Raw genomic sequence first — 12,274 nt, forward strand, 5'->3', positions numbered from 1 at the left:
ATGAAGGATTTTAAGAGATTGCTAAAAATAGAATTCCGGCGCATATTTTCAAACAAAGTGCTGCTTGCCATCTTTTTTGGGGCTCCTGTGCTGTACGGGTTTTTACTCGGTTATGTGTACAGCCAGGCTAAAGTGATCAACCTTCCCATTATCATAGTAGATGAAGATCATACCCCGGTTAGTGATAGGCTCATTGATGCTTTTGAAGATAATGAGGCCATAAAGGTGAGCGATGTAAGATATACTCCCGGAAAGATTCAAAGTGAAATGCCTTTAAATGAGTATATAGCTGTAGTGAATATCCCAAAAGGCTTTGAAGCTGCAATCTTGCAAAAAAGGCATCCCGAAGTTAGGGTAGATCTCAATATGGTGAATATCCTTAATGCCAATACCGCAAGTAAGAATATTCAGGCGGTTCTAATGACCATGAATGCCGGTATAGAGATTGAGGGTTTGAAAAAACAGGGAATGCCACCCGCTCAGGCGCTTGAAGCCTATGAGAGCTTCAGCATCAACTTTAATAAGATGTACAATGCTACCGGGAATTATCTCACTTTTATGCTCCCGGGACTGTTGGCGGCCATTATGCAGCAAGTAATATTTTTAGCTTTAGCCCTGGTTTTTGCGAGAGATTTTGAAGATGGATATTTTCGTGAACTTGCCGGCAAACATAAATGGGCGTTCTATCATATTGTTCTAAAGGCTGTTCCTTTCCTGATCCTGATTCCTTTTATGTGGGCTGTGGTAAGTCAATTTCTGCCTTACTTCAGGATAGAGGCGGAGATCTTTAGTATCCCCATGCTGATCTTAACCACCTTATTGACACTGGCTTCAATGGGAATTGGAATGTTGTTCTCAATTGTATTTCCTAACCAGTTGAAGGCTACAGAACTTCTTATGGTGATCTCTACACCTGCATTTATTTTAAGCGGCTTTACCTGGCCTTCTTTGGCAATGCCCCCTGCAATAACTGCTATTGCTGAAATTATTCCCGTTACTCATTTTCTGAATGGATTCCGGAAGGTGGCTTTTTACGGCGGCGGAATATCCTCCATCTCCCATGAAATCTTTATGCTGCTCCTGATCTTTACAGGAAGCCTGATTGCAATGCTTGTTCTCCTACAGTGGAAGATTAAAAAAAGCAGGAAGAATGCTCTCGTTACATCTGAAGAAAACTTTCCTGGCGCGAATTAAATTGTTGTAATCAGATTTCTGCATGCCAGAAGTATTAATTTTACTGCAGATATTTATTTACGGGATCTCTTCCAGGGTATAACAGCAAACAAGAAAATAAACAACGCAAGGAACAGGGAGACCCTGGCGATATAGTCTCCAAAGCGGCTGTAAAAGGTGAGCCGGTCATTGAGAGTTACTTCCCCGCGAAGAGCTCCCTGTTCTTCATACCCTAAAGTTGAAGTGATTTCGCCTTTTTCGTTGATAAAAGCTGAAATTCCTGTGTTGGCACTTCTGGCAATGGCTCTCCTGTTTTCAATAGCTCGCAACCGGGCATAACTAAGGTGTTGTTTGTGTCCCTGGGTGTTGCCCCACCATGCATCATTAGTGATAATAGCCAAAAAGTCGGCCCCTTCTCTAACGTAGCCGGTTACAAAATCTCCATAAACTGACTCATAGCAAATAATTGGCCCCACTTCTTCAGAAGTAGGAATTTTAAAAGTGGCCCTTTTCTCCTGCGTGGTTTTCATTGCAACTGTACCACCCAGGTCTATCATAACATTTCCGAGGAGAGGCCTTAAAACCTCCTGATACGGGAAATTCTCTACGCCTACCACAAGTTTTGATTTGTGATAAAAATGCACTGAATCATTCGCAGAGATCATAAAAGCCGAATTATAATCGTCATACCAGTCATTTGGTCCTAACTGATTGGTTTGCTCCCGTACCCTTCCCGGATCATTGAACCTCTCGTACATGGAAATACCACTCAAAAATGACATTTTTGGATGCTCATTTACAAACTGGCTTGTGAAGAAATTGGCTTCAGAATCTTCAAAGTGGCTCAAAACCGTTCCGTAGGCGAAAACAGTTTCAGGTGCTATGACTATTTTTGTTTCGGGAGTGACTGCCTCTTCAGCAAGATCGGTAAGTAACTGCCCTATGCGTACATCTGAAGTAAAATATTTCTCTGTATAAGGGTTGATGTTGGGTTGTAAAACAACAGCTTCAATAGTTTCTTCACTCTCTTCATAATTCCATAAGATCACATACGAGATCAAAATAGGGAGAAGAATAAGAAGTGCGTTTTTGAACAGTCCGCGATAAAGGATTTCTTTGGCTTTGTGCTCTTTGTAAAGCAGCAACATTTTTAGGAGTGCGATATTTGTGAGCCACACCCATAGTGTTCCTCCAAAAGTTCCTGTGAATTCATACCATTGTATCCAGTGAGGAAATTCAGAAAAAGCATTACCAAGATTGAGCCACGGCCATGAAAATTCCCAGTTGAGGTGCAGGAACTCAAAACATATCCAGATACTTATAAGAAAAGAAGAAGAGGCCTTGAAATTTACCCTTTTTGCCACGATATGGAACAGCAGGAACACCAGTGACATGAGCAGGGAGTTTACCGTGATGGCAAAAATACCGCCAAAAGGAGTGGAAAAGTAGAGCCAGTATGTAGTAACTAAATTCCAGATAATAAAGCTGAGATAAGAAAGGCCAAAGATCTTCCATTTCCTGTTATGTGCCTGCTTGATCCTGATGCTGTGTTCTGCGTAAAGTAAAGGCACAAAAGCGAAGAACAACAGCAGGGGAAAACCATAAGTAGGCCACGCCAGGGCCAGTAAAATTCCGGAAAGTAAGGCGTACAGGAAGTGTTTCATAGTGAAGTGTGGAAACAAATTTAAGCAATTACCTATAATCAATGAAGAATTAGCAATGATCAATTAACATAAGGAAATCATTAAGATTCACTCCCGGTTTTTAATTCCCAGCTGGTGCAGATTTGCAGCCGGTACTATTTTAAAATGAAATTTCAGCCTCTTTTATCTTGTTTCCTGTTTCTGGCAGTGCTGCATTCTTTTTTTCCTATTTTTACAGAAAACAAGCCATATGAGCCTAACCAGACACATTCCCAACGCCATTACATTGGTCAATCTTTTTAGCGGTAGTATTGCAGCCATATTTGCTGTGCAGGGCGATCTGGTGATGGCTGCGACCTTTGTGGCATTGGGTATCTTTTTTGATTTTTTTGACGGACTTGCTGCAAGGCTCCTCGATGTGAAATCTGAACTGGGATTACAACTCGATTCCCTTGCCGATATGGTAACTAGCGGATTGGTGCCGGGTATTGTAATGTTTCAGCTGTTTAGACAGGCCCTGCCCGGAGCAGCGGCACAATCTACCGACTGGACAGCGGGGCACGACCTGATGGAATGGAATTTTCCGGCTCTCGCTCTGCTAGGGTTGCTTGTTACCCTCGCGTCTGGCTATAGATTGGCAAAGTTTAATATTGACGAGCGGCAAACCGATTCCTTTATTGGCCTACCCACACCCGCAAATGCCTTACTGATATTAAGTCTGCCGCTGATCCTTATTTTTCAGCCACAGCCATTTTTGGTAGATATTATTCTAAATCCGTGGTTTCTTGCAGCCCTGACCTTGTTCAGTTGTTTTATGCTGAATGCCGAAGTTCCTTTATTTGCATTAAAATTCAGTAGCTGGGGCTTTACTGAAAATAAAGTCCGTTACCTGTTCCTGATCTTTTGTGTGGTCCTGCTCATTTTCTTGCAGTTTGCAGCGATTCCTTTAATCATTATTAGTTATGTGGTGATCTCAATGATCACTAATAAAAATGATGATGAGAGGCTGGTGGAGAGAACTTAGGTTGTGGGGGCGTGTTTTGTCAGACTGTAGTCTATAGGGGAGCATATGCCAATTAGCAGATTTTTCACGAAGGGAAGAAGGACAAATATTTTTCAGAAATTTCTCCTGCTCTGGAATACCCCACATTTTGTCCCTACGGGACGTTTTATTCCTGGGAGAACCCTTTTTACCTATAGTAGGTCTCTACGGGACCTGGATTTATCTTACAGGAAGAAGCATAGGTCCCGTAGGGACGTTCTATAGGTAGCTCCAAATATCCATTATGAAATTCACGTCCTGTAGGGACGGCATATGAGATAATGCCTTGAGGTAAATTTTGATTACCGATTTTTTTTAAATTATATAGTAAACCCACATTTTGTCCCTACGGGACGTTTTATTCGTGGGAGAACCTTTTACCTATAGTTGATCCCTACGGGACCTGGATTTAACTATAAATATCAAAATTTTTCCTCTCCAAAATGATATTTTAGACACTTCATTAGAGAAAGTACAAAGAGGGAAAAGCTGGCGCGGATTTCGAACTTCTGATTCTTGAATCTAAAATTATGAATTGAAAGCTGGCGCGGATTTATAATCCGTGCCGGGAAATCCTCATTGAAACCCTCAAAATTTTTCCTTTCCAAAATGCCATTTTAGACACTTCATTAAAGAAAGTACATAGAGGGAAAAATTAGCGCGGATTTCGAACTTCTGATTCTTGAATCTAAAATTATGAATTGAAAGCTGGCGCTGATTTGCAATCCGTGCCGGGAAATCATGATTAAAACCCTCATAATATTTCCTCTTCAAAATGCCCTTTTTGACACTTCATTAGAGAAAGTACTTAGAGGGAAAAGTTAGCGCAGATTCCGAACCTCTGATTCTTGAATCTAAAATTATGAATTGAAAGCTAGCGCGGATTTGCAATCCGTGCCGATTATAATTTACCTCAACTCCTAGTAACCGACGATTATTGAAAAATTTTCTTTTTCCGGAGTTCGAAGTTCTGTCCCAGGTATACCTTGCGCACCATTTCATCTTCGGCAAGTTCTTCGGGTATTCCTGCTTTAAGGATACGTCCTTCAAACATAAGATAAGTACGATCTGTAATCGCAAGGGTTTCCTGCACGTTATGGTCGGTAATAAGAATGCCTATGTTTTTATTTTTCAATTGGGCTACAATGCGCTGAATGTCTTCCACAGCTACCGGATCTACTCCGGCAAATGGTTCATCCAGGAGAATAAAGTTGGGATCTGTGGCCAGGGCACGGGCTATTTCGGTACGCCGTCTTTCCCCTCCACTCAATAAATCTCCCCGGCTCTTTCGGATATGACCTAACCCAAATTCTTCGATCAATGACTCCATCTTCATTTGCCGCTCCTTTTTAGAAAGCTTGGTAAGCTCAAGAACACTCATAATATTGTCTTCAATACTCAGCTTGCGAAATACCGAAGCTTCTTGTGCGAGGTAACCAATCCCGTATTGGGCCCGTTTATACATGGGAAATTTGGTGATGTTCTCCCGGTCCAGAAAGATCCTTCCGCCATTTGGCTTTATCAATCCTACGATCATATAGAAAGAGGTGGTTTTACCCGCTCCATTTGGGCCCAAAAGCCCAACAATCTCCCCCTGGTTCACTTCCAGGGAAATTCCTTTCACAACTTCACGACCCTTATAGGATTTGACAAGACTTTCGGCGTATAACTTCATTATTTAGATATGAGATGTTAGATATGAGATTTTAGACTTGAGTATTAGACCTTCAAACACCATGCTAATATATAAATATAAGAAAAAGTGGGCAGTGGTTAGTTCTCAGAGTCACTAAGGGGGAGATAATAGTATTCAAAACTTGAATGTATCAGCTTTGCAATAGCATTTTTTAATATTATTCCTTTCCTCTTCCTTTGTTCTTTTTCAGAAATTACTTCGTCGTCGGGATTCTGGGAATTCTAAACCTTGAATCTTAAACTTTGAACTTTAAATTAGCTCTGGGCTTCCAGATCTTCCCAAAACTCATACGCTCTTCTCAAGTGTGGGATCACGATGGTTCCTCCCACAAGGGTGGCGATGCTAAGGGCTTCCATTACTTCTTCTTTTGATAACCCTTCTTTATAGCTGGTTTCAAGGTGGTATTTGATACAATCATCACAACGTAAAACGGCCGATGCTACCAAACCCAGCAGTTCTTTAGTCTTTACATCTAAAGCACCCGGCGCATAGGCGTTGGTGTCAAGATTAAAAATACGCTTAATTATTTTATTGTTGTCGCCAAGAATTTTGTCATTCATTTTTTGACGATATTCATTGAATTCTTCTACCTGATTTTTCATGGCTGTTGTTTTTTTAATTTTCGTGCTTCATTTCGGATTACAATCCTGGAAATAAAAATACTTACTTCATACAGTACCAACACCGGAATTGCAACAATGATTTGACTCAAAATATCGGGCGGGGTAATTACTGCTGAAAGTATCAATACAATTACCAGTGCAAACTTGCGATACTTCCGAAGAAATTGGGGGGTAACCAATCCTATTTTTGTAAGGAAGTAGATGATTATAGGGAGTTCAAAAATGATCCCACAGGCAACCACCGAAGAGCGCACCAGGCTTATATAACTTCCAATATCAAACTCATTGAGTACTACCTCACTTACCTGGTATTTTCCGAGGAAATTGATGGAAAGCGGCGTAACAAGGTAATAGCCAAAAAGTACTCCCATAAAGAACAATACCGAAGAGATGAAAATAAAGCCTCTTGCTGTATTTCTCTCATTGGCATACATGGCCGGGGAGATAAATTTCCAGAACTCATATATAATGTATGGAAAAGCGATAATAAATCCCGCAGTGATCGAGGTCCAGACGTGGGCAGAGAACTGTCCGCCCATGGTTCTCGATTGTATAGTGAAGGGCATGTCTTTAAAACAAAATCCGCCTTCGAGTCCTACAAACGTAGAGAGGCGACAAAGAATGTCATAAGTAAAGAAGTCGGCACTGGTAGGGCCAAAGAGCAAGGTGTCAAAAATGAATCCTTTAGCAAGGAAAGCTGCCGTGCCGGCGATCACTACTGCCAAAGACGCCCTGATGAGGTGCCAGCGCAGGTCTTCCAGGTGATCCAAAAATGACATTTCATCGGCAGGTTTTTTTACTTTTGCCATTCTAAATAATTCCTTCCCTTATTAAGTTGTGCAAGTGCACTACCCCGTAATACTTTCCGTCTTTTACAGCCAGGAGCTGGGATATTTTGTTGTCCTCGAGCACGTCTAGCGCATCTACAGCCATAGAATCACTCTCAATGGTCTTTGGATTGGCGCTCATAATGTCCCCTGCGGTTAGTTTTGAGATGTCTGTAGTCTTTTGGAGCATACGTCTTATGTCACCGTCAGTTACTATTCCGGTAATTTTGTCATCCTGAAGAACAGCAGTGACACCAAGCATTTTTTCAGAAATTTCGATGATCACCTGCGGCACGGGAGTGTTGGGAGTCACTGAGGGCTTTTGGTTCTGGTCGGCAATATCGCTCACCCTTAGGTAAAGGCGTTTTCCTAAAGAACCTCCCGGGTGGTATTTGGCGAAATCCTGACTGGAGAACCCTCTGAGGTTCAGCAGGCAAACGGCAAGGGCATCACCAATTACAAGTTGAGCAGTGGTGCTGGTAGTAGGTGCAAGATTGTTGGGGCAGGCTTCTTTTTCAACAAAAGAATTGAGAATGTAATCTGCCTGTTTTCCCAAAAATGAGTCGATACTCCCTGTTATTGCTATAAGGGTATTTCCGAAGTTTTTTATGAGCGGGACGAGTACTTTTATTTCGGGAGTGTTTCCACTTTTTGAGATGCAAATAACCACATCATCCTGAAGTATAGACCCTAAATCGCCGTGAATGGCATCGGCAGCATGCATAAAAACTGCCGGCGTGCCGGTAGAATTTAAGGTAGCAACGATCTTTGTCGCAATTGCGGCACTTTTTCCTATTCCGGTAATTACTACCCTTCCTTTTGATTTATATACTGCCTGTACAGCTTTAGCAAAGTTTTGGTCTAATAATTGCTCTAAATTTGCTATAGCTTTGGCTTCAGTTAAAATGGTTTCTCTGGCAACAGAGAGTATTTTTTCTTGAGGTGTCAAATTTGTAGAGTTAGAAATTGTATGGAGTAAAGAAAAACGTATCTTTATTTGATGCAAATGTATGTAAAATTGTAACACAATTGAATGACTTCGCAGGAAATCAATTTACACGAACAACTTAAGAAATACTTTGGTTTTAGCCAGTTTAAGGGCCTCCAGGAGGAGGTTATAAAAAGTATAGTCCATGACCATAACACCTTTGTGGTGATGCCTACCGGAGGTGGTAAATCTTTATGTTACCAGTTGCCGGCACTTATTAAGGAAGGGACTGCAATTGTTGTTTCTCCCCTTATTGCTTTGATGAAGAATCAGGTAGATGCCATTCGCGGAATTTCTTCGGAAAATGGAATTGCCCATGTTCTAAATTCGAGCCTTAACAAAACCGAAGTTAAGCAGGTGAAAGAGGATATTACTAACGGGGTTACCAAGTTACTTTATGTGGCACCCGAATCTCTCACCAAAGAAGAAAACGTCGAATTTCTACGTAGCGTGCAAATCTCATTTTTGGCTATTGATGAAGCGCATTGTATTAGTGAATGGGGTCATGATTTTAGACCCGAGTATAGAAATTTAAGACATATTGTAAAGCGTATTGGAGACGATATTCCTATTATAGGTCTAACGGCTACAGCTACGCCCAAGGTACAGGAAGATATTCTAAAGAACCTGGCCATTACAGATGCCAATACTTTTAAGGCTTCCTTTAACCGTCCTAATCTTTATTACGAGATACGCCCTAAAACAAAGAATGTAGATGCCGATATCATCAGGTTCATAAAACAGAACCAGGGAAAATCGGGGATCATTTACTGTCTTAGTCGTAAACGGGTAGAAGAACTGGCACAAACCCTGCAGGTGAACGGCATATCGGCTGTTCCATACCATGCAGGTCTCGATGCCAAAACCCGGTCAAGGCACCAGGATATGTTCTTAATGGAAGAAGTAGATGTTGTGGTGGCTACCATTGCCTTTGGAATGGGGATTGACAAGCCAGATGTTCGTTTCGTTATCCACCATGACATACCCAAGAGTATAGAAAGTTACTATCAGGAAACTGGTCGTGCCGGAAGAGATGGAGGAGAAGGGCACTGTCTTGCTTTCTATTCTTATAAAGATATAGAGAAGCTGGAGAAATTTATGAGCGGGAAACCGGTTGCCGAGCAGGAGATAGGCCAGGCCCTTTTACAGGAAGTGGTAGCTTTTGCCGAAACCTCTGTTTCCAGAAGAAAATTTATCCTCCACTACTTTGGAGAAGATTTCGATGAAAAGACCGGCGAGGGAGCCGATATGGATGACAATGTTCGCAATCCCAAAAAGCAACATGAAGCAAAGAATGAAGTAGAACTCCTGTTGCGCACGGTGAAGGAGACAAAACAGCTGTACAAAGCTAAGGAGGTTGTAAATACCCTGGTGGGAAAATCTAATGCCGTTATCAAGTCACATCGCACCGATGAACACGAACTCTTCGGAAAAGGTGCCGGGAAAGACGATAAATACTGGATGGCTTTGTTACGCCAGGTTCTTGTTGGCGGATTTCTTCGGAAGGATATCGAAACATACGGAGTTGTAAAACTGACTAAAAAAGGGGAGAAATTCCTGAAAACCCCCGATTCCTTTATGATGACCGAAGACCACATCTATGAAGTGGCCGGTAATGACGGAATAGTTTCCGCAGCAAAATCGGGCGGAGGAACAGATGAAGAGCTGCTCAAAATACTTAAGGATTTAAGGAAGAAGATTGCCAAAGACCTGGGGCTTGCTACACATTTAATATTCCAGGATCCTTCTTTGGAAGATATGGCTTTAAAATATCCGGTATCGGTTGAAGAGCTGGGGAATATTCACGGAGTAGGAGAAGGGAAAAAATCCAAACCATACAGTAAAAAGTTTGTAGACCTTATTGCCCGTTACGTTGAAGAAAACGACATTACCCGCCCCGATGACCTGGTGGTAAAAACCACAGGGCAAAACAGCGGATTAAAATTATACATTATTCAAAACGTAGACCGTAAGCTTCCTCTTGATGACATTGCAGCAGCAAAAGGCATGGAGATGAACGATTTCATTAAAGAAATGGAGGCGATAGTCTATAGCGGTACCAAATTGAATATCAATTACTGGATCGATGAGATCCTTGACGAAGACCAGCAGGAAGAAATACACGAATATTTCCTCGATGCTCAAACCGATAAAATTGAAGAAGCACTTGATGAATTTGATGGAGATTACGATGAAGAAGAATTGCGCCTCTACAGGATTAAATTTATCAGTGAAGTAGCCAATTAAAGGATAAAGGTCTAAGGAATAATGAATAACAGCCGGAGCGAAAGTTCCGGCTTTTTTTGTTCCTCTACATGGGGCCGCGAATCCACAATTTTTTTTAATCATCTGCAAAAGTCCGCGGGAACAGCGGGAGACATTATATTCCATTCCTTAACATTCTCCCAATTTTCCTTCCTTTTGTTATTCATTAATCATTAAACCTTATTCATTTCTTTATCTTTGCACTTTAACTTAAAACCAAGACATGAACGACGGATTATATGCAAAACTCCACACCACAAGAGGAGAAATAACTATAAAGCTGGAGCACGAGAAAACACCGGGAACGGTTGGGAACTTTGTGGCCCTGGCCGAGGGAAAACTTGAAAATGAAGCTAAATCACAGGGAACACCTTATTACGACGGACTTAAATTTCACCGTGTGATCCCCGATTTTATGGTGCAGGGGGGTGACCCAAAAGGTACAGGATCTGGTGGGCCGGGTTATCAGTTTGAAGATGAGATCCATCCCGATCTAAAACATGACCGCCCCGGAATACTTTCCATGGCCAATGCAGGTCCCGGTACTAACGGCAGCCAGTTTTTTATTACTCACGTTCCAACTCCGTGGCTTGACGGGAAACATACTGTTTTTGGTCATGTAGTGGAAGGGCAGGATGTTGTTGATGCTATTAAACAAGGTGACACTATAGATAAGGTAGAGATCATCAGGGAAGGGGAATCTGCTGAGAATTTTAATGCAGTAGAATCTTTCCGTTTGTTCAACGGTGCAAAAGCCGAAAGAGAAGCGGCAGCTAAAAAGCAGCAGGAAGAACTAATGGGAGAGTTGGCCCAGGGATTCGAAAAAACCGGTAGCGGATTACGTTACAAGATGATTGCCACAGGAAACGGTAAACAAGCTGAAAAAGGAAAAACAGTTTCAGTTCATTATAAAGGTATGTTACCTGACGGAACAGTTTTCGATTCCTCATACAAAAGAAAACAACCTATCGAATTTCCATTAGGAAAAGGACATGTCATCGAAGGGTGGGACGAAGGAATCCAATTACTGAAAGAAGGCGACCAGGCAAGATTTGTAATCCCTTCAAACCTGGCTTATGGTTCACGTGGAGCCGGCGGGGTAATTCCTCCAAACGCTACCCTTATTTTTGATGTAGAGCTTGTAAAAGTGAAGTAATATTTAAATTTACATAATTAAGAAACCTCAGTATCCCTATGGAAGCTGAGGTTTTTTAATTTTAGACGTTAGACGTTAGCAGATTATCAATATACATTATACAATTTTATTATTCCGGTTGCGGCGTCATCCTCAGGTAAGGTTTCACTTCTTTAAAACCTTTAGGGAATAACTTTTCAGCTTCCTCGTTGGTTACAGACGGACTAATAACCACATCTTCACCCGACTTCCAGTTGGCTGGGGTAGCAACTTTTTTATAAGCCGTTAGCTGTAGCGAATCAATTACCCGTAGCAGTTCCTCAAAATTTCTTCCGGTACTGGCAGGATAAGTGATCATTAACTTTATGGTCTTGTCTGGTGCAATGACATAGACTGACCTTACGGTAAGTGTATTATCGGCGTTGGGATGGATCATGTCATAAAGATCGGCCACCTTTCGGTCTTCATCAGCAATAATCGGGAAGTTCACAGAGGTGTTTTGGGTCTCATTGATATCTTTGATCCAATCTTTGTGAGACTCCACACCGTCTACACTAAGGGCCATCACCTTTACATTCCGCTTTTCAAATTCGTCTTTATATTTTGCGGCTGCTCCGAGTTCGGTAGTACAAACAGGAGTATAATCGGCAGGATGAGAAAATAGAATTCCCCAGCTGTCACCAAGAAAATCATAAAAGTTGATCTTGCCTTCCGAAGTTTCGGCATCGAAGTTAGGGGCTTTGTCACCAAGTCTTAATGTGCTCATTTTCAACTGAATTTTATGTGAATAAAAGAAGAGTAAAATTAAGGAATATTGATCTTCTATTATTCTATTGCCGTTAAAACTGAGTTAATCTTTTAGCTCTTAGATATCAGATATTA

10 protein-coding genes are annotated in these 12,274 nt (G+C 41.6%); 4 read left to right on the forward strand and 6 right to left on the reverse strand.

Annotated elements, in window-relative coordinates; genetic code table 11:
• Positions 1 to 1,194, forward strand: coding sequence for an ABC transporter permease (locus V5739_RS12880; protein ID WP_423818487.1), 1,194 nt, complete (start codon positions 1 to 3; stop codon positions 1,192 to 1,194).
• Between the two features lie 53 nt (positions 1,195 to 1,247).
• Here V5739_RS12880 and lnt read toward each other — a convergent pair whose 3' ends face one another.
• The gene (gene lnt, locus V5739_RS12885) at positions 1,248 to 2,837 is read right to left on the reverse strand and encodes an apolipoprotein N-acyltransferase (RefSeq protein ID WP_423818488.1); all 1,590 of its coding nucleotides are present in this window, start codon (positions 2,835 to 2,837) and stop codon (positions 1,248 to 1,250) included.
• A 229-nt stretch (positions 2,838 to 3,066) separates the two neighbouring features.
• Here lnt and V5739_RS12890 point away from each other — a divergent pair, with 229 nt between their 5' ends.
• Positions 3,067 to 3,840, forward strand: a complete 774-nt coding sequence (locus V5739_RS12890; protein WP_423818489.1) for a CDP-alcohol phosphatidyltransferase family protein — start codon at positions 3,067 to 3,069, stop codon at positions 3,838 to 3,840.
• Positions 3,841 to 4,792: 952 nt separating this feature from the next.
• On the opposite strand, the gene lptB is transcribed toward V5739_RS12890, so the two are convergent.
• The 4 genes from lptB to V5739_RS12910 form a co-directional block, all read right to left on the reverse strand.
• Positions 4,793 to 5,533 carry an LPS export ABC transporter ATP-binding protein gene (gene lptB / locus V5739_RS12895; RefSeq protein ID WP_266068749.1) on the reverse strand — a complete coding sequence of 247 codons (741 nt, stop codon included), beginning with the start codon at positions 5,531 to 5,533 and terminating at the stop codon, positions 4,793 to 4,795.
• 275 nt (positions 5,534 to 5,808) lie between these two features.
• Entirely contained in the window at positions 5,809 to 6,156 is a 348-nt protein-coding gene (locus V5739_RS12900) for a carboxymuconolactone decarboxylase family protein (RefSeq protein ID WP_423818490.1), read from the reverse strand.
• Complete coding sequence (tatC, locus tag V5739_RS12905) at positions 6,153 to 6,986, reverse strand: twin-arginine translocase subunit TatC (RefSeq protein WP_423818491.1); 834 nt, start codon at positions 6,984 to 6,986, stop codon at positions 6,153 to 6,155. Before tatC ends, V5739_RS12900 begins: the two co-directional genes overlap by 4 nt.
• A gap of 1 nt (position 6,987) precedes the next feature.
• Positions 6,988 to 7,953 (reverse strand): KpsF/GutQ family sugar-phosphate isomerase, encoded by a 966-nt coding sequence (locus tag V5739_RS12910; RefSeq protein ID WP_423818492.1) that lies wholly within the window; start codon positions 7,951 to 7,953, stop codon positions 6,988 to 6,990.
• An 84-nt stretch (positions 7,954 to 8,037) separates the two neighbouring features.
• Between V5739_RS12910 and V5739_RS12915 the strand changes: the two genes are divergently transcribed.
• Positions 8,038 to 10,239, forward strand: coding sequence for a RecQ family ATP-dependent DNA helicase (locus tag V5739_RS12915; protein WP_423818493.1), 2,202 nt, complete (start codon positions 8,038 to 8,040; stop codon positions 10,237 to 10,239).
• A 241-nt stretch (positions 10,240 to 10,480) separates the two neighbouring features.
• Positions 10,481 to 11,413: a peptidylprolyl isomerase gene (locus V5739_RS12920; protein ID WP_423818494.1), complete on the forward strand. Its 933-nt coding sequence runs from the start codon at positions 10,481 to 10,483 to the stop codon at positions 11,411 to 11,413.
• Between the two features lie 109 nt (positions 11,414 to 11,522).
• Here V5739_RS12920 and V5739_RS12925 read toward each other — a convergent pair whose 3' ends face one another.
• Positions 11,523 to 12,158: a peroxiredoxin gene (locus V5739_RS12925; RefSeq protein WP_266068755.1), complete on the reverse strand. Its 636-nt coding sequence runs from the start codon at positions 12,156 to 12,158 to the stop codon at positions 11,523 to 11,525.
• Between the last annotated feature and the right edge of the window lie 116 nt (positions 12,159 to 12,274).

The organism is Salinimicrobium sp. TIG7-5_MAKvit, assembly GCF_049569215.1.
Taxonomy (GTDB): domain Bacteria; phylum Bacteroidota; class Bacteroidia; order Flavobacteriales; family Flavobacteriaceae; genus Salinimicrobium; species Salinimicrobium profundisediminis.

Bases quoted from the DNA above. Each gene is read 5' to 3' on its own strand.
- V5739_RS12880 (WP_423818487.1), top strand. From the start codon at position 1: ATGAAGGATTTTAAGAGATTGCTAAAAATAGAATTCCGGCGCATATTT.
- lnt (WP_423818488.1), bottom strand. From the start codon at position 2,837: ATGAAACACTTCCTGTACGCCTTACTTTCCGGAATTTTACTGGCCCTG.
- V5739_RS12890 (WP_423818489.1), top strand. From the start codon at position 3,067: ATGAGCCTAACCAGACACATTCCCAACGCCATTACATTGGTCAATCTT.
- lptB (WP_266068749.1), bottom strand. From the start codon at position 5,533: ATGAAGTTATACGCCGAAAGTCTTGTCAAATCCTATAAGGGTCGTGAA.
- V5739_RS12900 (WP_423818490.1), bottom strand. From the start codon at position 6,156: ATGAAAAATCAGGTAGAAGAATTCAATGAATATCGTCAAAAAATGAAT.
- tatC (WP_423818491.1), bottom strand. From the start codon at position 6,986: ATGGCAAAAGTAAAAAAACCTGCCGATGAAATGTCATTTTTGGATCAC.
- V5739_RS12915 (WP_423818493.1), top strand. From the start codon at position 8,038: ATGACTTCGCAGGAAATCAATTTACACGAACAACTTAAGAAATACTTT.
- V5739_RS12920 (WP_423818494.1), top strand. From the start codon at position 10,481: ATGAACGACGGATTATATGCAAAACTCCACACCACAAGAGGAGAAATA.
- V5739_RS12925 (WP_266068755.1), bottom strand. From the start codon at position 12,158: ATGAGCACATTAAGACTTGGTGACAAAGCCCCTAACTTCGATGCCGAA.